We start from the raw sequence: 19301 nt of genomic DNA on the forward strand, positions 1-19301 counted from the left end.
CCCCGATTGCAGGTGTCGGGGGCTTATTGGGCCGCCGACTTGACAGCTGCAACGATCTTTTCGGCACCGTCCTTGAGATTGTCGGCCGCGATCACGTTCAGGCCGGAGGTGTTGATGATCTCCTTGCCCTTCTCGACGTTCGTGCCTTCGAGACGGACGACCAGCGGCACCTTCAGGCCCACTTCCTTGACGGCGGTGACAACGCCCTCGGCGATCACGTCGCAGCGCATGATGCCGCCAAAGATATTCACCAGGATGCCCTTCACATTCGGGTCAGAGGTGATGATCTTGAAGGCCTCGGTCACCTTCTCCTTGGTCGCGCCGCCGCCCACGTCGAGGAAGTTCGCCGGCTCGGAACCGTAGAGCTTGATGATGTCCATCGTCGCCATCGCGAGGCCGGCGCCGTTGACCATGCAGCCGATCTCGCCGTCGAGTGCGATGTAGTTCAGATCGAACTTCGAGGCCTCGAGTTCCTTCGGATCCTCTTCGGTCTCGTCACGCAGCGCCGCGATGTCGGGGTGGCGGTAGATGGCGTTGCCGTCGAAGCCCATCTTGGCGTCGAGGCATTTGAGGTCGCCGCCGTCGGTCACGATCAGCGGATTGATCTCGAGCATCTCCATGTCCTTGTCCACGAAGAGCTTGTAGAGCGTGCCCATCAGCTTGACGCACTGCTTCACCTGCTGGCCTTCGAGGCCCAGCATGAAGGCGATGCGGCGGCCGTGGAACGCCTGGTAGCCGGTGGCCGGGTCGACGGAGAAAGACAGGATCTTCTCGGGCGTGGAGGCCGCGACCTCCTCGATGTCCATGCCGCCCTCGGTCGAGCAGACAAAGGAAATGCGCGAGGTGCCGCGGTCGACCAGCAGCGCGAGGTAGAGTTCGCGCTCGATGCCCGAGCCATCCTCGATGTAGATGCGGTTGACCTGCTTGCCGGCCGGGCCGGTCTGGTGGGTCACCAGCGTACGGCCAAGCATCTTGCGCGCCTCGTCGGCGGCTTCCTCGACCGACTTGGCAAGACGGACGCCGCCCTTCTCGCCCGCGTCGGCTTCCTTGAAGGACCCCTTGCCGCGGCCGCCGGCGTGGATCTGGGCCTTGACGACCCAGAGCGGTCCGTCCATTTCTCCGGCTGCGGTCTTGGCCTCCTCGGCCTTGAGGACGACGCGGCCATCACTGACCGGGGCGCCGTAGTCGCGAAGCAGAGCTTTCGCCTGGTATTCATGGATGTTCATGAACTTGTCCCGTCTTGCTGCGATTTTTGCCTCACTGGCATGCCGTGGTGTGCAAGTGAACGGTTTTTTCGCTTCAGAGCCCTTTGTTAGCGCAAAAAGCGACATTTGTGATCACAGCCTCAAAAGGTGTGATCACAAAGCAGGAGTCCAGCGCGCCGAGGTCTCGAAGGCTAACAGAATCAGTTGCGGGACATGGGTTGGCAATTGAGGGGGGCGCCAACCGGCGGCTCTCGCTTACCATACGGCAGCCCGCCACGGAATCGCCGCCTCGCAAACCAGATTGCACCACTGGCCTGTAGGATGAACGGGGCGGGGTGTCCCCTTGGCTGGAAACGGGAGGATCAGCGTGGCACAGGAGATCAGTTGGGGCGTGGTGGCAACGGTTCGCGAGCCGGCCGATCTCGTTCTGGCTTTCGCCACCCATCACCTCGGGCTTGGCGCTGCCGAGGTCACGCTGTTCTTCGACGACCCGGAAGATCCCGGCGCAGCTCTGCTGGAACAGATCCCCGACTGCACCGTCCACCGTTGCGGCGAGGAGTACTGGCAAGGCACACGCCGGCGCGAGCGCCCGGCGCTTCAGTCGCAACGCCAAATGCTGAACGCCACGTGGAGGTACAACAAAACGTCCGTCGACTGGCTTCTGCACATCGATGCCGACGAGTTCCTCCACCTGCCCGTCCCCCTTGCAGAGGAACTGGAGGCGCTGCGTCCCGGCGACGGCTGGCTCAAGATCCGCAATTTCGAACGTGTCTGGCGCACCGGCGCGCAAGGTGGCGCGATCTTTGACGGGGTGTTCCGCAAGCCGGTCAAGGATGCCGACGATGACCTAGCGCGGATCTACGGATCAAAGGCACGATTTCTATGGAACGGGTTTGCAGGGCATCCGATCGGCAAGGCGCTGTCGGCCACCGACCGCGACTTCCGCATCTACACCCATTCGCCGCGCGCGGGGCGCGGCGCGGAGAACCACCTGCCCCCCTACCGCACCGCCCGCCATGCCGCGCTGCTGCATTTCGACGGGCTGACGCCGCTACACTGGGCCGCCAAGACCCTGCGCTATGCCGAACAGGGCGACGCGGCGATCGACGTGCTTTTGCACCCGCAAAGACAGGCGCAGGTGCGCCATGTACGGGACGCCTGTCCCGACCTCCGTGCGATCCTCGATTTTCATGGAGACTTGTTTCACCTCTCGGAGCAGGAGGACCTTGCGCTCAGCCTGATCGGCGCGCTCAGCACTGCAAGGATCGATCCCGAAGCGGAGATCGCCCGGTTCCTTCCTGGATACCGCCCCCGGTTCGACGCTCGGCATTTCGACGAGATGCTGGGACAGGAGAACGCCGCCCGGTTGATGACGCGCGTGTCCGCAGTTCCGCGGTAACGGGGCCTGTGCCTCAACCACGGGGATGCTTGCGAAAACGGTCGAACAGTCCAGGCTTGCTGGAAATGGCCAGTGGGCGCACTTTTCCTGTCGCTGCCGGGTGCAGATACCGGTCTGCAGCGATCAAGGCCTCAACATGGCGCAAGAGGTCGGGACCATTGAGTGCTTCGAGACTCTCGAGCAGCCCGACATCTGGGTCGTAGGTTCCATGCAGGCGGGACTCGTGGATCACGCGCGGCGCCGTGTCATCGCTGCTCAGAATGGCGGCCTTGCCCGGCTCCTTGAAGTTGTACTCAGGCGGCAAGACGGCGAGCCTCAGGTCGCTGTGGAACAGCAGTTCGCGAAACACCGCCTGGTCGAACTGGGCATCGGATGCATCCATCTCGCCTTCCACCGCTTCGAGGAATGCATGCGTGCGCTTGTTCCGCCTCAACCCCAGCACGCCGGTGTTGATCTGCGGGAAGCTGTTGGGGAGCGGATCGCGATAGTAGCGGCGGCAGGCCCGTGAATTGCGTCGGAACACATGCGCCCCGGCAATGTCGAACTGCTGGAGCAGGTCGAAGATATCCGAGATATCGGCACTCACATAGGTGTCCGCGTCCAGGTAGACACTCCGCTCGAATGGCGAGGAGCGCAACGCCTCGAACTTGGGACGAAAATGGGAGCGGCTGAGACGATGCACTGCATCGAACACCTCGTCGGTGCAGTCGATATCCGCAAACAGATGAATTCGGGCATCCGGAATGGCCTCTCGAAGGCTGCGCGCCGATCGAACCGCGAGCGCAACGTACATCTCGCCCGTTGCCGCGTAGACAAACCCTGTGTCGACCATCCGGCCTCCCCTGATAGGGAAACGCGCGGCGACCAATGCCGCCGCGCGAGAGAAGTCAGGCCAGGCTCGGGTCGATGCCCTTGCAGGCTTCCACGAGGCCGCGCACAGCGGCGACGGAACTGTCGAACATCGACTGTTCTTCCTTGGAGAGCTTGATGTCCACGACTTTCTCGACACCGCCGGCGCCGATCACGGTCGGCACACCGACGTAGAGACCGTTGAGGCCGAGCTCGCCGTCGCACCAGGCGGCACAGGGCAGCAGGCGCTTCTGGTCCTTGAGGTAGGCTTCAGCCATCTCGATCGCGGAGGTCGCCGGAGCGTAGTAGGCGGAGCCGGTCTTCAGCAGGCCGACGATCTCGGCGCCACCGTCACGGGTGCGCTGCACAATCGCGTCCAGCTTCTCCTGCGTGGTCCAGCCCATCTCGACGAGGTCCGGCAGCGGGATGCCGCCAACGGTGGAATAGCGTACCGACGGAACCATGGTGTCGCCGTGGCCGCCGAGCACGAAGGCGGTGACGTCCTTCATCGAGACGTCGAACTCAAGGCTCAGGAAGTGGCGGAAGCGCGCAGAGTCCAGCACGCCGGCCATGCCGCAGACCTTGTTGGTCGGCAGGCCCGAGAACTGCTGCAGCGCCCAGACCATCGCGTCGAGCGGGTTGGTGATGCAGATCACGAAAGCGTCGGGGGCGTTGTCGCGGATGCCCTCGCCCACGGATTTCATGACCTTGAGGTTGATGCCCAGAAGGTCGTCACGGCTCATGCCCGGCTTGCGCGGCACGCCGGCGGTCACGATGCACACGTCGGCGCCGGCGATGTCGGCGTAGTCCTGCGTGCCCTTGAGCTTGGCGTCGAACCCTTCGGACGGGCCGGACTCGGCGATGTCGAGCGCCTTGCCCTCCGGAACGCCCTCGGCGATGTCGAAGAGAACGACGTCGCCGAGTTCCTTCATCGCAGCGAGATGAGCAAGGGTGCCGCCGATCTGCCCGGCGCCGATGAGGGCAATCTTGGGTCTGGCCATTGTCTGAATCTTCCCTGGGTTGGTTGTCTGTTCGGCAGCGTGCGTAGCCATTTGCCCGCGCGCGCGCAAGGTCGCGGCGACGCGGCACAAGGTTGCACATACCTCTTTGGCCTTTCCAATGCCTCCGAATCTGCCGTCCGAGCCGGGTTGAAGGCATTGCGGCGCGCGATTGGGCGCGCCGTATGAGGCCCGCCAATCCTTCGTCAGACCTCCAGCTGCTGACAGGGCGGGAGCAGCGATTCCCGTTCGCTGGCCGCCGCTTCCGACCACACAGTCGCCACGACTGCGATCAGCAGGCACAGAAGGCGCACCGTCCAGCGCAGGCGCCGCATCCAGCGGCGACGGTTGACCCAATGGAAACGCATGTGTCCGATACTCCCAGAATCGGAAACAATCCTGGAGCGCGTGAGGTTAACATCCGGTCAACCCGCGAAGGCCGCCGATCCGCCGCGCACGTTTCTTGCGCGATTCCGCGCTGCGGCATTTCATATCTTGCGCCCGCAGCAAAGGTATGGTCTCAGGCGAAGGCGTAACAACAGGAGAGAGACATGGATATTGCCGCCCGCCCCTATCGCTCGGTGCTCTACATCCCCGGCTCCAAGGAACGCGCGCTGGAGAAGGCGAAAACGCTGCCGGTGGACGCGATCATCTTCGATCTCGAGGACGCGGTCGCAGTGGAAGAAAAGGCCAACGCCCGCGCCCTGCTGACGGCGACGCTCTCCGCGGGTGGCTATGGCAACCGCAGCCAGATCGTCCGCCTGAACGGTGCCGATACCGACTGGGGCGCGGATGATCTTGCGGCAATCATGGAAATCGGCCCCCAGGCCGTGCTGTTGCCAAAGGTGGAGAGCGTACACCAGGTTGCGTCCGTCGCCGCGAAGCTCGATGCCCATCCTGCCTGTGCCGGGACCCGGATCTGGGCGATGATCGAGACGCCCCGCGGCGTGCTGAATGCCGAAGCCATCGCCGCCTCGCCGCGCATGGGCGGCTTCGTGATGGGGACGAACGACCTCGCAAAGGAGCTGAACTGTCGGTTCCGGGCCGACCGGCTACCGCTCCAGACCTCGCTCCAGATGGCCCTGCTGGCCGCCCGCGCCGCCGGGATTGTCTGCGTCGACGGCGTCTACAACGCCTTCAAGGACGAGGCTGGCCTGCGCCATGAATGCGAGCAAGGCCGCGATCTCGGAATGGACGGCAAGACGCTGATCCATCCCGCTCAGGTCGAGATCGCGAACGACGTATTTGCCCCGAGCGCACAGGAAGTCGACCTCGCCCGCCGTCAGATCGCCGCGTTCGAGGAAGCCGAAGCCAAAGGTCTCGGCGTCGCGGTCGTCGATGGAAAGATCGTGGAAAATCTGCATATCGTCACGGCGAAGGCCACGCTGGCGAAGGCGGAGGCCATTGCATCCCTGACGTGAGGAGGCCCCGATGGGCTGGATACTGCTAATTCTCGGCGTGGCGCTCTGGTGGGGCGCGCATCTTCTCAAGCGCGTCGCCCCTGATCTCCGCGCTTCGCTCGGCGATGAAAAGGGCCGCGGCGTCGTGGCGGGCGGATTGCTGCTGTCCATCGTGCTGATGGTGATCGGCTACCGCATGACCGCCTTCGTGAATGTCTGGACGCCCCCCGCCTTCTTCACCCATGTCAACAATCTGCTGGTGCTGATTGCGATCTTCATGATGAGCCCGGCTCCAAGGAAGGGCCGGCTGCTCAACGGCATGCGGCATCCGATGCTTGCCGGATTCAGCCTCTGGGCGGTCGCGCACCTGCTGGTCAACGGCGACCTGGCGTCGATCGTTCTTTTCGGCGGCCTGCTCGGCTGGTCGCTTCTTGCCCCCGTTCTCATCAACCGCGCCGAACCCGAGTGGACGCCCCCCGCCCCCGGCACGCTGGCCAAGGACGGCATGTTCCTGCTCGGCAGCGTCGTGCTGCTGGTCGTGATCGGCCTGATCCACAGCTGGCTCGGCTATTACCCGTTTGGATAAGCCCATGAAAGTCTATCGCTTCCTGACCGAGGACGACACCTCGGCCTTCTGCCACAAGGTTACCGCTGCCCTCTCCAAGGGCTGGCACCTGCACGGCGATCCGACCTGCGCGTTCGACGCCGCCAAGGGCGTGATGCGCTGCGGTCAGGCGGTGGTGAAGGACGTGCCCGGCACCTACAACCCCGACCTGAAGCTGGGAGAGCTCTGACCATGGCCAAGACCAATCCCGGCCGTTTCTTCGAGGATTACCGGCTTGGCGAGACGATCGTGCACGCGGTGCCACGGACCGTCTCGGGCGGTGAGCGCGCGCTCTACCATGCGCTCTACCCGGCCCGTCACGCGCTGGCCTCCTCGGATGAGTTCGCCCGCGCCTGCGGCCTGGGCGCGGCCCCGATGGACGACCTGATCACCTTCCACACCGTGTTCGGCAAGACCGTCCCGGACATCTCGCTCAATGCGGTGGCCAATCTTGGCTATGCCGAAGGCCACTTCCGGGTTCCAGTCGCCGCCGGCGACACGCTGCGCTCGGAGAGCGAGGTGATCGGCCTGAAGCAGAATTCTAACGGCAAGTCCGGTGTCGTTTACGTCCGCACCATGGGGCGCAACCAGCGCGACGAGGTGGTGCTGGATTATGTTCGCTGGGTGATGGTGCGCAAGGGCGACCTCGACGCGCCGGCCCCCGAGACCGTGGTGCCCGAGCTGGCCGCCGTCGTCCCGGCCTCCGAGCTCGTGGTTCCGACCGGGCTCAACTTCTCCGGCTACGATTTCGCGCTCGCCGGCGAGCCTCACCGTTGGGGCAACTACGAGATCGGCGAGCAGATCGACCACGTCGACGGGGTGACCATCGAGGAAGCCGAGCACATGCTCGCCACACGGCTCTGGCAGAACACCGCCAAGGTGCATTTCGACGCCACCTTCCGTCCGGACGGGAAGCGGTTGATCTATGGCGGTCACGTCATTTCGATGGCCCGCGCGCTCAGCTTCAACGGGCTGGCGAATGCTCAGATGATTGTCGGGCTGAACGCCGGCGCGCACGCGAACCCCTGTTTCGCCGGCGACACGGTAAAGGCCTGGTCGGAAGTGCTGGAGAAGGCAGAAACCGCCGCGCCGGGCGTCGGTGCGATCCGGCTCCGTCTGGTGGCAACCAAGGGCGGCGAACCGTTCCGGCTCAAGGACGAGGACGGAAAATACCTGCCCGAGGTACTGCTCGATCTGGACTACTGGGCCCTCATCCCGATGTGAGGTGACGGTGACGAAGCTTGCCGGCGGGACCCGGCGCGCGGCCCACTCTATCCTGTCGCCCCCGGGAACCTGAATGTCCGGCTGTGCCGGTTACGTCCTCTGACGGCAGGTGACCCTGGCGCAGGAGGCTCACCGGTCCCGACTCACTCAAGAGGCGTGAGCTGCCCCAAGGCAGCATGTACAACGACCGGATCCACGGGGATCTTCGCAACAGGTCCCGGACATTCCCGGAACTGCAGATCACCCACAGTTGGCTGATCTTTGTCCCTTTTCATCACGAAGGGTCTTCCTGCTCTCCCAAGCAATGAAAAGGTCAACAATTCGAAGCGATCGACGGGAACGCAGACACATCTCCGAAACGGTGGTTTCCCTATCCAAAAGCACATTTCTCGCTCGCTTGCAGGCCATTCGACCGATTCGCGGAGGGTTTTCGCCTCGGAACCGATTTTGGCATACAAAGGTATCCATAGCCCGGCACCTTTGTGATCACACCCCCGCATCCGTGATCACAAACACCCGCCTATCGACAGATTGCGCCAATTAACCGCGCCGAATCTTGCTGCATCCTCGTGACACGCGCGCCGGAAGTATTACAGAAGGGATCAAATGCGGGATCCAGCCCGCGCAAACCAAGGGAGCCAGATCTCATGGCAGATGTGAACCGGGGGAACCGTCCCCTGTCGCCCCACCTCCAGATCTATAAGCCGCATATCCTGATGGTCAGCTCGATCCTGATCCGGATTTCCGGCAACGGTCTGACGGTCGGCATCATCCTCGTCCTCTGGTGGCTTCTGGCCGCCGCGGCCGGGCCGGAAGCCTACGAGGCGAACATGGCATGGCTCACCAAGTGGTGGCTCGCCAAGCTGGTCTGGTTCGGACTGATCTGGGCGCTTTGGTATCACATGCTTGGCGGCATCCGGCACCTGATCTGGGACGAGGCGGTCGGCCTCGAGCTCGAGACCGCCGAGAAGCTCGGCTGGGGCATCGTCATCGGATCGGTTGTCGGCGCGGTGCTGACCTCGATCATCCTGCTCATCGTCTGACCCGGAGAACGCCATGCAATACCTGACAGATCGCAAGCGTGCCGCCGGCAAGGGCTCCATTGCCCACGGCGCAGAGCATCAGCTTCAAGTCACCTACAGCTCCTACATGATGGCCGCGCTGGTCATCCTTTTCCTGTTCCGCATCGCGCCGCTGGTCGGCGCGCCCTACGAGGTCGTGATCGAAGGTCTGACCCGCCCGTTCAACTTCGTGATCATGGGCCTCTTCATCGTCTCCACGACCTACCACTGGCGCTTCAACATCAAGAAGGTGTTCGAGGACTACGTTCCCCATGGCTGGGACTTCGCCGGCATGATCATCACCACCGCGCTTGGCTGGTTCTTCTGCGGACTGGGCCTATTTGCCCTCGCCAAGATCCTGTTCGCCTCCATGATCGCTGGCTGAGCCCTGGGAGAGAAGAAAACAATGACCGCATACGACATTACCCATCACACCTACGACGTCGTCGTCGTAGGGGCCGGCGGCGCCGGTCTCCGGGCCACCCTCGGCATGGCCGAACAAGGGCTCAAGACGGCCTGTGTGACCAAGGTGTTCCCAACCCGCTCGCACACCGTGGCAGCCCAGGGCGGCATTGCCGCGTCGCTTGGCAACATGGGCCCCGACAGCTGGCAGTGGCACATGTATGACACCGTGAAGGGGTCCGACTGGCTCGGGGACACCGACGCGATGGAATACCTCGCCCGCGAGGCGCCCAAGGCCGTCTACGAACTGGAGCATTACGGCGTGCCCTTCTCGCGCACCGAGAGCGGCCGGATCTACCAGCGCCCGTTCGGCGGCCACACCACCGAATTCGGCGAAGGCCCCCCGGTGCAGCGCACCTGCGCCGCCGCCGACCGGACCGGCCACGCCATCCTGCACACGCTCTACGGCCAGTCCGTGAAGCACGACGCGCAGTTCTTCATCGAGTATTTCGCGACCGACCTCATCATGTCCGAAGACGGCCAATGCCAGGGCATCCTGGCGTGGAAACTGGATGACGGCACGCTGCACGCTTTCAACGCCAAGATGGTCGTTCTGGCCACCGGCGGCTACGGCCGGGCCTATTTCTCGGCGACTTCGGCCCACACCTGCACCGGCGACGGCAACGCCATGGTCGCCCGCCAGGGGCTGCCGCTGCAGGACATGGAGTTCGTGCAGTTCCATCCGACCGGCATCTATGGCTCGGGCTGCCTGATCACCGAAGGCGCCCGCGGCGAAGGCGGCTACCTGACCAACTCCGAGGGCGAGCGCTTCATGGAGCGCTACGCGCCAACCTACAAGGACCTCGCATCGCGCGACGTGGTCAGCCGCTGCATGACCATCGAGATCCGCGAAGGCCGCGGCGTGGGCCCGAACAAGGACCACATCTACCTGCACCTCAACCACATCCCGAAGGAGACGCTCGCCGAGCGCCTGCCGGGGATCACCGAGAGCGCCGAGATCTTCGCCGGCGTGGACCTGACCCGCGAGCCGATCCCGGTTCTGCCGACGGTCCACTACAACATGGGCGGCATCCCGACCAACTACTGGGGCGAGGTGCTGAACCCGGTCGAGGGCGACCCGGACCGCATCGCACCGGGCCTAATGGCTGTGGGCGAAGCGGGCTGCGCCTCGGTCCACGGGGCCAACCGTCTCGGTTCCAACTCGCTGATCGACCTCGTGGTCTTCGGCCGCGCGGCGGCCATCAAGGCCGGCGAAGTGGTCAACCCGAACGAGGCGAACCCGGAACTGAACCAGGCCAGCCTCGATGCGGCGCTCGCCCGCTTCGACAAGATCCGCCACGCCGATGGTGCGGTCCCGACCGCCGACCTGCGCGACGAGATGCAGAAGACCATGCAATCCGACGCAGCCGTCTTCCGCACCGACAAGACCCTCGCCGAGGGCGTCGAGAAGATGAAGGTCGTGGCCGGCAAGCTGGACGACATCAAGGTCACCGACCGCTCCATGATCTGGAACAGCGACCTGATGGAAACGCTCGAGTTGACCAACCTGATGCCGAACGCGATGGCCACCATCGTCTCGGCCGAGGCGCGCAAGGAAAGCCGCGGGGCACATGCCCACGAGGACTACCCGGATCGCGACGACGTCAACTGGCGCAAGCACACCCTCGCCGTGGTGGACGGTCCGGATGTCACACTGACCTATCGTCCCGTGCACCTTGACCCGCTGACCACCCCCGACGAAGGTGGAATCGAACTGGCGAGAATTGCACCGAAAGCGAGGGTTTACTGATGTCCAACCGGGTCAAGCTTCTGACTGCCGCACTTGCACTTTGCATTGCCCTTCCCGGGGCTTCTTCCGCCCTGACCGCCGTCGAGGAACAACGTACGGCGATTCTGGACTGCAAGCGCATTCGGGGAGTCGGCGGCTCGGCCTACCTGGAGCAACAGAAGCCCTCTGCCGGGACCACGCAGATGTCCGTGCGGATCGTTCCGTACGACCGCGTGACCTACATGGATGCGGACTACATCAATGCCTGCGCCGCAAAGCGCGTCGGCCTCGCACCTGCGGAGGGTCGCCTGACCTCGAAGAAGCGGACGGTCGTCCGCTCGATCCGGGCGCCGGGCGGCTACTACGGCATGGACTGCGGCCGCAGTCCGGCCATCCTCTACAAGGGCGATCTCTATTGCCAGTGGGCGCGGCGCTGACATGCGGCGCACCCCTCGCCACTCCTTCGAACCCAAGCCTTGCAGCGGCCGACCCGCCGCATGCACATTGCTGAGGTGACCCTATGGTTCAATTCACACTTCCCAAGAACTCCAAGATCGTGACGGGCAAGACCTGGCCGAAGCCGGAAGGCGCCAAGAACGTGCGCAAGTTCCAGATCTATCGCTGGAACCCCGACGACGGCCAGAACCCGCGGCTCGACACCTACTTCATCGATCTCGACGACTGCGGCCCGATGATTCTGGACGCCCTGATCAAGATCAAGAACGAGATCGACCCGACCCTGACCTTCAGGCGCTCCTGCCGCGAGGGGATCTGCGGCTCCTGCGCGATGAACGTCAACGGCATCAACCGTCTGGCCTGCATCTGGGGCATCGACGGGCAGGATGGAGACATCAAGATCTACCCGCTGCCGCACATGCCGATCGTCAAGGACCTGATCCCCGACCTGACGCATTTCTATGCCCAGCACGCCTCGATCATGCCGTGGCTGGAAACCAAGACCCCGGCCCCCGAGAAGGAATGGCTGCAGAGCCCCGAGGACCGCGCCAAGCTCGACGGCCTCTATGAATGCGTGCTCTGCGCCTCCTGCTCCACCTCTTGCCCGGCCTATTGGTGGAACGGCGACCGCTACCTCGGCCCGGCCGCGCTGCTGCACGCCTATCGCTGGCTGATCGACAGCCGAGACGAGGCCACCGGCGAGCGGCTCGACGACATCGAGGATCCGTACAAGCTCTATCGCTGTCACGTGATCATGAACTGCACGCAAACCTGCCCGAAGGGCCTGAACCCTGGCAAGGCAATTGCTGAGATCCGGCTGATGGCGCAGGCCCGCCTGCACTGATCACGGGCCCGAAGCCAGAAACACAAAGCCCGGCCAATCGGCCGGGCTTTCTCGTTTCAGGTCGGGCTGACGTCTCAGAGACGCTGGAGCAGCTCCGCCTTCTTCTCGGAGAATTCGGCGTCGGTCAGGACGCCGGCGGCATGCAGCGCACCGAGTTTCTCGATCATACCCATGATATCGGCCGAGCTCGCGCTCCCCTGTTCCGGAACTGGCGCCGGGTCCGGCTGGGGCGTCGATTGCATCGGGCCTGGCTCGGCGGGCGCGGCGACCGTCTGGGGTTGTGCAGCCATGTTCGGGCCGACCTGCGGCAGTGACGACAACGCGAACTGCCCGAACTGGCTCGAAAACGAGATGCCGACGAAGGGGTCGCCGGGCGCGGATTGCTGCTGGCTGAAGCCCCCGATGGAGTGGTTCAGGGTATCGAGCAGGATCACCGGCGCGCCATTTCCGGGGTCGAAGGCGATCCGGCAGGCCTGCGGAAAATAGGCATAGCGGACGGTGTTCTGCCCGCCGACCGACGCCGGCGCGCCCAATTCCGCCGGCCACCAGGCGGAACCGGCGATCGTCTGCGGCGCCATGAAGAACGCGCCACTCGCCATGGCCGCCGAGAGCGCCCCGCAGAGCGAGTCGACCTGCGCCTTCAGTCCGTGGTTGAACATGTCCCCGACCATGGTCATGCCGCCGGCCATCCACTGGCCGTTGCCGCCCAGCTCGGGGATGTTGAACTGCGCCATGGTGCCGCCACCGTTGGCGACCGCGCGGGCCATCTGTTCGACCGCGTCGCGCGACAGCCCGAACCGGCCTGAAATATCGTTGATCACGCTGGATCCGTAGTCGGTAATGTCCGACATCTCTCTACTCCTTGAGGCAAATTTGCCGAAGGTATGACATACCGGCCCCATCAATGCGACAGCCGAAGGCACCGCCGACAGCCCGCGCGCGCCCTTGCGCCGCGTCGCGAACCCGGCCACCCTCGCCCGGTCGAAACGCCACAGGACTCCCATGACAGAACCCGCCGACGCCGAAACCCGACGCGCCGTCCAGCCGGTGATCTGCTACCCCGACGACACGCTTCCCCGCCCGGACCTCGCGAGGTACCGGAAGCGCCGCGCCGGTATGCGAAAGGTTTCGGAAACGCTGGTGCCGCCGCGCGACGCGCGATGCTTCGACGTGCCTGCCGGCGCCGCGTTTCGCATCACCTCGGTCGAAGGGCCGCAGGTCGGCGATCTGAACCTCTGGAACGCGGACAACCTCGACGAGCGATTCTTTTCCGGCAAGACGCGGGCGCTGCATGGCACCCACGTCAGCACCGGCGACAGGCTATGGTCCGCCTTTCCGTTCCTGCGGCCGATGGCGACGATCCTGGAGGATACGCTGGAGTGGTACGGAATCGATTCCTTCGGCGGCTCGGTGCATGACGTGATAGGCACCCGCTGCGATCCCTACACGAACGCCCTTTTGAGCGGCGGCCACTACCACCATTGCTGCCATTCCAACCTGACGCGGGCGTTGACCAACCGGAGCGGCCTCGCGCCGGAGGTTGCGGAACGGCACATCCACGACGTGCTCAACGTCTTCATGTGCACCGGCTTCACGCGCGACACCGGCCAGTATTTCATGAAGGCCAGCCCCGTCCGGCCCGGCGACTACATCGAGTTCCTGGCCGAGATCCCGCTGCTCGGCGCGCTCTCCGCCTGCCCCGGCGGCGATTGCTCGTCCGAACATTCCTCGGACACCGCCGCCTGCTACCCGCTCTTGGTCGAGGTCTTCGCCCCCGAGGAAAAGGACGGCTGGAGCCAGCCGCCGGTCAGCAGCTACGACGGGAGCCACGGGATCGGCGGGTGACGGTGTTCAGTGCATCCGGCCGCCGATGGGCACGTCCTGATCCGGCGCCAGCAGCACGACCTCGCCGTCGGCATCCGGAACGCCGAGCACCAGCACTTCGGACATGAAATTGCCGATCTGGCGCGGCGGGAAGTTCACCACCGCCATCACGTGCCGTCCCGGCAGCGTGTCGACATCGTAGTGTTTGGTAATCTGGGCCGAGGAGCGCTTCTCCCCGATCTCCGGGCCGAAATCGATCCAGAGCTTGAAGGCCGGCTTGCGCGCCTCGGGATAGGGCTCGGCCCGGACGACCTTGCCGACCCGGATATCGACCTTGAGGAATTCATCGAAACTGATGCTGCTCATTTCCGCAACTCCCGGCTGCGATCCGCGGCGGCGCCGACGGTGCGGCACATCAGGACAGGCAGACCGTCTTCCTCGCTCATCAGGACCTCGAGCCCTGCCTGCGTGGTGCCGTTGGGCGAGGTAACGTTGATCCGGAGCTGCTCGGCGGTCTCTTCCGAGGCATCGAGCAGCGCGCCCGCGCCGGAAACCGTCGCCCGCGCCAGCTTGAGCGCCAGGTCTGCCGGCAAGCCCTGAGCCTCGCCCGCCACCGCAAGCGCCTCGACCATGTGGAAGACATAGGCCGGGCCGGAGCCGGACAGGCCGGTCACCGCATCCATCTGGCCCTCGTTCTCCAGCCGGACAACCTCTCCCACCGCGCCGAGCAACAGGCTCGCCAGGTCCATCTGCGCGTCGGAGGCGTGGTCATTGCCGATGATCGCGGTGATTCCCCGCCCCACAGCAGCCGGCGTGTTGGGCATTGCACGGATCACTGTCGCGTCCGAACCGAGCGCCTCCTCGAATCGCGCGATGGGCGTTCCAGCGGCGATGCTCAGGAACAGTGTCTCTCCACCGGCCAGCTCTCGCAGCTCCGGCAGGACCGCGTCCATCATTTGCGGCTTCACCGCGATCAGGACGACCGCCGGCTTCTCCGGCAGACCGGCGTTCAGCCGGACGCCCTGTGCCTGCAGCCAGTCGGAGGGCTTCGGGTCCAGCACGCTCACGGCGTTTTTCGGCAGGCCATCGGCCAGCCAGCCCTGCAACATGGCCGAGCCCATCTTGCCGCAGCCGATCAGCACCAGCCCGCGACGATGCACTGTTTCGATGTCCATGATGTCTCCCTGTCGCCTTTTCGGCGGAGATTAGGCTGGCCGAACGGCCGCCGCAACGCCGCATCTCCCGGCGGCCGGACAGGGAACCGGTCCGCCGGGGCGGGTTGGGTCAGGCGCGGCCGAAGGCCTCGGCGATCGCGATCTGCATCGCCTGCTCGGGATCCTGGTCGCCCCAGATTACCAGCTGGAACGCGGGGTAGTAGCGCTCGGCGGCCATCACGGCGGTGCCGATCAGACGGTCGATCTGGTCGGGGTTGGCCACCTGCCCTCCCGCCAGCACGAGACCGTAGCGATAGGTCATGAGCTGCTGCTCGCGCCAGTAAGTGAATGCGCCCGCCCAGCATTGGTCGTTGACCCGGTTCAGCGCCTCGTAGAGCTTCGGAAGCTTATCCTCGGGAGGCTCCATCTCGAAGGTGCAGATCAGCCGAAGCGTCTCGTCGAAGGCGGACCACGCGAGGGTGATCGAGTAGGTGCGCCACTGGCCCTCGACCGCCATGGCGATCTGGTCATCCGCGACGCGGTCGAAATCCCACTCGTTGCTTTCGGCGAGGGATTCGACAATGTCGATCGGGTGAAGGTCTTCAGTCAGGAACTCTTCTGAGAGGGACATGCCGGGCCTCGTTTGTTGTCGCCCCAGCCTTCTTGGCAGCAACTAGGGCTTGGTGCCTGCTCTAGGTCCGGCGGGGCTACCCGCCGCCCTTACAAGATATGGTGCGTGCAAAGAGACCGCCGTGTAAAGAGGAATTTTTGTGACAGCAAGAGCGGCTCACGCAAGATGTTGCGCTCGTGCGGAACTATTGGGAGGTGGGCGCATACACCGGCGAATGGGATTGCGCGCCGCCCCAACGGAAAGCGCCCCCTCGGGGGCGCAGCACGAATCTCCTGCCGTCCAGGGCTGCCCGCTCACCGGCGGGCGCCTGTCGGTCCGGTCACTATTTTTTGACGGCAGCTTCCAGCGCTTCGATGCGCGCCTTCAGCGCCTCGTTCTCCTCGCGTGCCTTCTGCGCCATGGCGCGGGCGGCGTCGAATTCCTCGCGCGTGACGAAGTCTCGATCGGCCATCCAGCGGTCGATCATGGATTTGAAAGCGGTCTCGGCCTCTTCCCGCGCGCCCTGGGCCACACCCATCGCGTTGGTCATCAGCTGGGACATGTCGTCGAAAAACCTGTTGCGGCTTTGCATGGGGCACCCGTCCGTTACATCCGTTCCCTATATGGCCCGCATGGCCTCCGGCCTCAAGGTTGACTTCGCCTCGAAACGACGGGCAAGAGCGGTGACGATGCACGCAGTGATCCCTTTCCCCGAACCGAGCCCCGAGCTGTTCTCCATCACCCTCTTCGGCATGGAGTTCGCGCTGCGCTGGTATGCGCTGGCCTATATTGCGGGGCTGCTGCTGGGCTGGCGGCTGATCGTGGCGATGGTCCGCCGGCCCGCGCTATGGCCGGACAACACGCCGCCGATGAAGCCAGCGCAGGTCGAAGACCTGCTGACCTGGGTCATCCTCGGTGTTGTTCTCGGCGGCCGCCTCGGATTCGTTCTGTTCTACCGGCCCGGTTACTACCTCGCCCACCCGGCCGAGATCTTCGCCGTCTGGCAGGGGGGCATGTCCTTTCATGGTGGCCTTCTGGGGGTGGTGATTGCGGTCTGGCTCTTCACCGGGCGCCACGCGATCCCCCGGCTCAGCGCCGCCGACGCGCTCGCCCTTGCCGCCCCACCGGGGCTCTTCTTCGGGCGGGTGGCGAATTTCATCAACGGCGAGCTCTGGGGCCGCCCGAGCGACGTGCCCTGGGCCATGAAGTTCCCCACCATGTGCAGCGCTCCCGAGTTTCAGGGCTGCCCGGTCCCCGGCGAATGGTTCTACTACGGCACCGAGCTCGCGCGGCACCCCAGCCAACTCTACGAAGCGGCGCTGGAGGGGCTGGTGCTGGGCCTCTTGCTGCTCTGGATGGCGATGCGCCGCAGCACGCTCAAGCGTCCCGGCCTGATCGCCGGCACCTTCTTCGCCGGTTACGGCATCGCCCGGTTCATCGTGGAATACTTCCGCGAAGCCGACGCGCAATTCGTCACGCCGGACAATCCGATCGGCTTCGTGATCGGCCAGGGCGCTGTTGGGGTGACCATTGGACAGCTCCTGTCGCTGCCAATGGTTCTGCTCGGCCTTGCGCTGGTGGCCCACGCCCGGAGACAGCGCCCCGCTCCGGCATGACCGAGCTGGAGCGGATCCTGATTCGGCGCATCGCCGAGACCGGCCCGATCAGCCTTGCCGACTTCATGGCGGAATGCCTGCTGCATCCGACCGCGGGCTACTACACGAACGCGCGCGTCTTTGGCGCGGCGGGGGATTTCATAACCGCGCCGGAAATCAGCCAGATGTTCGGCGAACTGCTTGGCCTCGCATTGGCCGGCGCATGGCTTGAACAGGGCCGGCCCGAAGGCGCGTTGCTGGCCGAGATCGGCCCCGGACGCGGCACGTTGATGGCCGACGCGCTGCGCGCCACCAGATCGGTGCCGGGCTTTGCAGAGCGCACGCGCGTTCACCTGATCGAAGCGAGCCCCCGCCTGCAGCGCGAGCAACGGCACGCGTTGGCGGAACACCAGGTGCGCTGGCATTGCGACATAGACAGCCTTCCCAAGGGACCGCTTCTCCTAATCGCGAACGAGTTCCTCGATGCCTTGCCGATCCGGCAATTCCAGCGAAGCGGACACGGTTGGCGGGAGCGCATGCTGGGCCTCGTCGATGGGGCGCTCGCCTTCGGCCTGTCCGATCCGCTCCCCGGCGACGCCCTGGCCCATCGGCTTGCGGATACTGACGAGGGCGACGTGGTCGAGATCTGCCCCGCCCTGTCCGGGATCGTCGGCGCAATCGCGGAGCGGATCGTGGCCCACGGCGGCGCAGCGATCTTCATCGACTACGGGGATTGGCGCTCCCGGGGGGACACCTTTCAGGCGCTGAAAGACCACCGTCCGGTCGACCCGCTGGAGGCCCCCGGCACGGCCGACCTGACCGCCCACGTTGATTTCGAAGCCGTCGCGCGCGCTGCGACAGCCGCGGGCGCGGCGGTGACGCCGATGGTGCCCCAGGGCGTCTTTCTCGAGCGCCTTGGAATCACCGCGCGGGCGCAGGCACTGGCCCGCCATATCGGCGATCCTGCACAAATGGCGAGCCATGTCGCCGCGCATCGGCGCTTGACGCATCCGCAGGAAATGGGTTCGCTCTTCAAGACAATCGCCATTCATAGCCCGGACACGGCACCACCTCCCGGATTTGCCCCATGACGCTGGAAATTCTCACGTCAGACAGCCTGTCGCCCCTCCGCCACGGGTTCTTCACCCGCCGAGGCGGCGCGTCATCGGGCGTGTTTTCCGGGCTCAACTGCGGCCAGGGCTCCTCGGACCAGTCAAATATCGTTGCGATCAACCGGCAGCGGGTCGCGCAGGCCATGGGCGTGCCGGTCGAGAGCCTCGTCACCATGAACCAGGTCCATTCCGCCGATGTCGTTACCGTGGACGAACCGGTGACCGAGCGCGTGCGGGCCGACGCGCTCGTGACTGACCGGCCGGGGCTGGCGCTCTCTATCCTGACGGCCGACTGCCAACCCGTGCTCTTCGCGGACCACGAGGCCGGGGTGATCGGCGCGGCCCACGCCGGATGGCGCGGGGCCCTGTCCGGCGTGCTCGAAGCAACCATCGACGCGATGGAAAAGCTCGGCGCCGAGAGGGGACGTACGGCGGCGGTCATTGGGCCGACGATCAGCCAGCGGGCCTATGAGGTCGACTGGGATTTCATGGACGAATTCGTCGCCGATGACCCCGCTAACCAGAGATTCTTTGCTGGAAACGGCGAGAAGGCCCAGTTCGATCTGCCGGGGTATGGGCTACAAAGGCTCCGGCGCGCCGGGATTGGCCAGGCTGTCTGGACACGGCATTGTACCTATTCGGACCCGGAGCGGTTCTACTCCTACCGTCGCTCGGTGCACTGTAAGGAGGCGGATTACGGCCGCCTGATCTCGGTCATTCGGCTCTGAGAACGCATTCGCTGCGCAAGCCCGCGGATTTCCCTGCCTTTGCCGCA

At 65.0% G+C, this 19301-nt stretch carries 23 protein-coding genes; 14 read left to right on the top strand and 9 right to left on the bottom strand.

Features of this window, described 5'->3' with window-relative positions; all coding sequences use genetic code 11:
- Positions 1–23 precede the first annotated feature (23 nt).
- The gene (gene sucC / locus ACFQ2S_RS00595) at positions 24–1226 is read right to left on the bottom strand and encodes an ADP-forming succinate--CoA ligase subunit beta (RefSeq protein WP_089235230.1); all 1203 of its coding nucleotides are present in this window, start codon (positions 1224–1226) and stop codon (positions 24–26) included.
- A gap of 346 nt (positions 1227–1572) precedes the next feature.
- Between sucC and ACFQ2S_RS00600 the strand changes: the two genes are divergently transcribed.
- On the top strand, positions 1573–2604 hold the full coding sequence (locus tag ACFQ2S_RS00600; protein ID WP_386071852.1) for a glycosyltransferase family 2 protein: 1032 nt from the start codon (positions 1573–1575) through the stop codon (positions 2602–2604).
- A 13-nt stretch (positions 2605–2617) separates the two neighbouring features.
- Here ACFQ2S_RS00600 and ACFQ2S_RS00605 read toward each other — a convergent pair whose 3' ends face one another.
- The 3 genes from ACFQ2S_RS00605 to ACFQ2S_RS00615 form a co-directional block, all read right to left on the bottom strand.
- On the bottom strand, positions 2618–3436 hold the full coding sequence (locus tag ACFQ2S_RS00605; RefSeq protein WP_386071853.1) for a putative nucleotide-diphospho-sugar transferase: 819 nt from the start codon (positions 3434–3436) through the stop codon (positions 2618–2620).
- A 55-nt stretch (positions 3437–3491) separates the two neighbouring features.
- Positions 3492–4454 carry a malate dehydrogenase gene (gene mdh, locus ACFQ2S_RS00610; RefSeq protein WP_386071855.1) on the bottom strand — a complete coding sequence of 321 codons (963 nt, stop codon included), beginning with the start codon at positions 4452–4454 and terminating at the stop codon, positions 3492–3494.
- 203 nt (positions 4455–4657) lie between these two features.
- The gene (locus tag ACFQ2S_RS00615) at positions 4658–4819 is read right to left on the bottom strand and encodes a hypothetical protein (protein ID WP_386071857.1); all 162 of its coding nucleotides are present in this window, start codon (positions 4817–4819) and stop codon (positions 4658–4660) included.
- 183 nt (positions 4820–5002) lie between these two features.
- On the opposite strand from ACFQ2S_RS00615, the gene ACFQ2S_RS00620 reads away from it, so the two are divergent.
- The 9 genes from ACFQ2S_RS00620 (at position 5003) to ACFQ2S_RS00660 (ending at position 12231) form a co-directional block, all read left to right on the top strand.
- Entirely contained in the window at positions 5003–5872 is an 870-nt protein-coding gene (locus ACFQ2S_RS00620) for an HpcH/HpaI aldolase/citrate lyase family protein (protein ID WP_386071859.1), read from the top strand.
- Positions 5873–5882: 10 nt separating this feature from the next.
- A complete protein-coding gene (locus tag ACFQ2S_RS00625) occupies positions 5883–6437 on the top strand; it encodes an NnrU family protein (RefSeq protein ID WP_386071861.1) in 555 nt (184 codons plus the stop codon).
- Between the two features lie 4 nt (positions 6438–6441).
- A complete protein-coding gene (locus ACFQ2S_RS00630) occupies positions 6442–6645 on the top strand; it encodes a DUF1737 domain-containing protein (RefSeq protein WP_386071862.1) in 204 nt (67 codons plus the stop codon).
- 2 nt (positions 6646–6647) lie between these two features.
- Positions 6648–7679: a MaoC family dehydratase gene (locus tag ACFQ2S_RS00635; RefSeq protein WP_386071864.1), complete on the top strand. Its 1032-nt coding sequence runs from the start codon at positions 6648–6650 to the stop codon at positions 7677–7679.
- A 647-nt stretch (positions 7680–8326) separates the two neighbouring features.
- Entirely contained in the window at positions 8327–8722 is a 396-nt protein-coding gene (gene sdhC / locus ACFQ2S_RS00640) for a succinate dehydrogenase, cytochrome b556 subunit (RefSeq protein ID WP_386071865.1), read from the top strand.
- Positions 8723–8735: 13 nt separating this feature from the next.
- Positions 8736–9125, top strand: a complete 390-nt coding sequence (locus ACFQ2S_RS00645; protein ID WP_089235238.1) for a succinate dehydrogenase, hydrophobic membrane anchor protein — start codon at positions 8736–8738, stop codon at positions 9123–9125.
- A gap of 21 nt (positions 9126–9146) precedes the next feature.
- Positions 9147–10952 carry a succinate dehydrogenase flavoprotein subunit gene (gene sdhA / locus ACFQ2S_RS00650; protein WP_386071866.1) on the top strand — a complete coding sequence of 602 codons (1806 nt, stop codon included), beginning with the start codon at positions 9147–9149 and terminating at the stop codon, positions 10950–10952.
- The gene (locus ACFQ2S_RS00655) at positions 10952–11368 is read left to right on the top strand and encodes a hypothetical protein (protein WP_089235240.1); all 417 of its coding nucleotides are present in this window, start codon (positions 10952–10954) and stop codon (positions 11366–11368) included. The genes sdhA and ACFQ2S_RS00655 overlap by 1 nt, the downstream gene beginning before the upstream one ends.
- A gap of 83 nt (positions 11369–11451) precedes the next feature.
- Positions 11452–12231, top strand: coding sequence for a succinate dehydrogenase iron-sulfur subunit (locus tag ACFQ2S_RS00660; RefSeq protein ID WP_089235241.1), 780 nt, complete (start codon positions 11452–11454; stop codon positions 12229–12231).
- 74 nt (positions 12232–12305) lie between these two features.
- Here ACFQ2S_RS00660 and ACFQ2S_RS00665 read toward each other — a convergent pair whose 3' ends face one another.
- Entirely contained in the window at positions 12306–13082 is a 777-nt protein-coding gene (locus tag ACFQ2S_RS00665; protein WP_089235242.1) for an SHOCT domain-containing protein, read from the bottom strand.
- A gap of 151 nt (positions 13083–13233) precedes the next feature.
- Here ACFQ2S_RS00665 and ACFQ2S_RS00670 point away from each other — a divergent pair, with 151 nt between their 5' ends.
- Positions 13234–14076 carry an urea carboxylase-associated family protein gene (locus tag ACFQ2S_RS00670; RefSeq protein WP_386071869.1) on the top strand — a complete coding sequence of 281 codons (843 nt, stop codon included), beginning with the start codon at positions 13234–13236 and terminating at the stop codon, positions 14074–14076.
- 6 nt (positions 14077–14082) lie between these two features.
- On the opposite strand, the gene ACFQ2S_RS00675 is transcribed toward ACFQ2S_RS00670, so the two are convergent.
- The 4 genes from ACFQ2S_RS00675 to ACFQ2S_RS00690 all read right to left on the bottom strand — a co-directional run bounded on the left by ACFQ2S_RS00675 (position 14083) and on the right by ACFQ2S_RS00690 (position 16411).
- Complete coding sequence (locus tag ACFQ2S_RS00675) at positions 14083–14421, bottom strand: tRNA-binding protein (RefSeq protein ID WP_386071871.1); 339 nt, start codon at positions 14419–14421, stop codon at positions 14083–14085.
- Positions 14418–15230 carry a pyrroline-5-carboxylate reductase gene (gene proC, locus ACFQ2S_RS00680; RefSeq protein ID WP_386071873.1) on the bottom strand — a complete coding sequence of 271 codons (813 nt, stop codon included), beginning with the start codon at positions 15228–15230 and terminating at the stop codon, positions 14418–14420. Before proC ends, ACFQ2S_RS00675 begins: the two co-directional genes overlap by 4 nt.
- 109 nt (positions 15231–15339) lie before the next feature.
- Complete coding sequence (locus ACFQ2S_RS00685; RefSeq protein ID WP_089235246.1) at positions 15340–15840, bottom strand: type III secretion system chaperone family protein; 501 nt, start codon at positions 15838–15840, stop codon at positions 15340–15342.
- Positions 15841–16162: 322 nt separating this feature from the next.
- Complete coding sequence (locus ACFQ2S_RS00690; RefSeq protein WP_089235247.1) at positions 16163–16411, bottom strand: accessory factor UbiK family protein; 249 nt, start codon at positions 16409–16411, stop codon at positions 16163–16165.
- 97 nt (positions 16412–16508) lie between these two features.
- Here ACFQ2S_RS00690 and lgt point away from each other — a divergent pair, with 97 nt between their 5' ends.
- The 3 genes from lgt to pgeF are packed head-to-tail and all read left to right on the top strand — an operon-like array spanning position 16509 to position 19254.
- Positions 16509–17435, top strand: a complete 927-nt coding sequence (lgt, locus tag ACFQ2S_RS00695) for a prolipoprotein diacylglyceryl transferase (RefSeq protein ID WP_386071875.1) — start codon at positions 16509–16511, stop codon at positions 17433–17435.
- A complete protein-coding gene (locus tag ACFQ2S_RS00700; protein WP_386071877.1) occupies positions 17432–18505 on the top strand; it encodes a class I SAM-dependent methyltransferase in 1074 nt (357 codons plus the stop codon). Before lgt ends, ACFQ2S_RS00700 begins: the two co-directional genes overlap by 4 nt.
- The gene (gene pgeF / locus ACFQ2S_RS00705; protein WP_386071879.1) at positions 18502–19254 is read left to right on the top strand and encodes a peptidoglycan editing factor PgeF; all 753 of its coding nucleotides are present in this window, start codon (positions 18502–18504) and stop codon (positions 19252–19254) included. The genes ACFQ2S_RS00700 and pgeF overlap by 4 nt, the downstream gene beginning before the upstream one ends.
- Positions 19255–19301 lie beyond the last annotated feature (47 nt).

Source organism: Tropicimonas aquimaris, assembly GCF_042676185.1.
In the GTDB taxonomy this organism is placed as follows: Bacteria; Pseudomonadota; Alphaproteobacteria; order Rhodobacterales; family Rhodobacteraceae; genus Tropicimonas; species Tropicimonas aquimaris.

Bases quoted from the DNA above. Each gene is read 5' to 3' on its own strand.
- mdh (WP_386071855.1), bottom strand. From the start codon at position 4,454: ATGGCCAGACCCAAGATTGCCCTCATCGGCGCCGGGCAGATCGGCGGC.
- pgeF (WP_386071879.1), top strand. From the start codon at position 18,502: ATGACGCTGGAAATTCTCACGTCAGACAGCCTGTCGCCCCTCCGCCAC.
- ACFQ2S_RS00615 (WP_386071857.1), bottom strand. From the start codon at position 4,819: ATGCGTTTCCATTGGGTCAACCGTCGCCGCTGGATGCGGCGCCTGCGC.
- lgt (WP_386071875.1), top strand. From the start codon at position 16,509: ATGCACGCAGTGATCCCTTTCCCCGAACCGAGCCCCGAGCTGTTCTCC.
- sdhA (WP_386071866.1), top strand. From the start codon at position 9,147: ATGACCGCATACGACATTACCCATCACACCTACGACGTCGTCGTCGTA.
- ACFQ2S_RS00620 (WP_386071859.1), top strand. From the start codon at position 5,003: ATGGATATTGCCGCCCGCCCCTATCGCTCGGTGCTCTACATCCCCGGC.
- ACFQ2S_RS00700 (WP_386071877.1), top strand. From the start codon at position 17,432: ATGACCGAGCTGGAGCGGATCCTGATTCGGCGCATCGCCGAGACCGGC.
- sdhC (WP_386071865.1), top strand. From the start codon at position 8,327: ATGGCAGATGTGAACCGGGGGAACCGTCCCCTGTCGCCCCACCTCCAG.
- ACFQ2S_RS00655 (WP_089235240.1), top strand. From the start codon at position 10,952: ATGTCCAACCGGGTCAAGCTTCTGACTGCCGCACTTGCACTTTGCATT.
- ACFQ2S_RS00675 (WP_386071871.1), bottom strand. From the start codon at position 14,421: ATGAGCAGCATCAGTTTCGATGAATTCCTCAAGGTCGATATCCGGGTC.
- ACFQ2S_RS00635 (WP_386071864.1), top strand. From the start codon at position 6,648: ATGGCCAAGACCAATCCCGGCCGTTTCTTCGAGGATTACCGGCTTGGC.
- ACFQ2S_RS00685 (WP_089235246.1), bottom strand. From the start codon at position 15,840: ATGTCCCTCTCAGAAGAGTTCCTGACTGAAGACCTTCACCCGATCGAC.
- sucC (WP_089235230.1), bottom strand. From the start codon at position 1,226: ATGAACATCCATGAATACCAGGCGAAAGCTCTGCTTCGCGACTACGGC.
- ACFQ2S_RS00665 (WP_089235242.1), bottom strand. From the start codon at position 13,082: ATGTCGGACATTACCGACTACGGATCCAGCGTGATCAACGATATTTCA.
- ACFQ2S_RS00670 (WP_386071869.1), top strand. From the start codon at position 13,234: ATGACAGAACCCGCCGACGCCGAAACCCGACGCGCCGTCCAGCCGGTG.
- ACFQ2S_RS00605 (WP_386071853.1), bottom strand. From the start codon at position 3,436: ATGGTCGACACAGGGTTTGTCTACGCGGCAACGGGCGAGATGTACGTT.
- ACFQ2S_RS00660 (WP_089235241.1), top strand. From the start codon at position 11,452: ATGGTTCAATTCACACTTCCCAAGAACTCCAAGATCGTGACGGGCAAG.
- ACFQ2S_RS00690 (WP_089235247.1), bottom strand. From the start codon at position 16,411: ATGCAAAGCCGCAACAGGTTTTTCGACGACATGTCCCAGCTGATGACC.
- ACFQ2S_RS00630 (WP_386071862.1), top strand. From the start codon at position 6,442: ATGAAAGTCTATCGCTTCCTGACCGAGGACGACACCTCGGCCTTCTGC.
- ACFQ2S_RS00625 (WP_386071861.1), top strand. From the start codon at position 5,883: ATGGGCTGGATACTGCTAATTCTCGGCGTGGCGCTCTGGTGGGGCGCG.
- ACFQ2S_RS00645 (WP_089235238.1), top strand. From the start codon at position 8,736: ATGCAATACCTGACAGATCGCAAGCGTGCCGCCGGCAAGGGCTCCATT.
- proC (WP_386071873.1), bottom strand. From the start codon at position 15,230: ATGGACATCGAAACAGTGCATCGTCGCGGGCTGGTGCTGATCGGCTGC.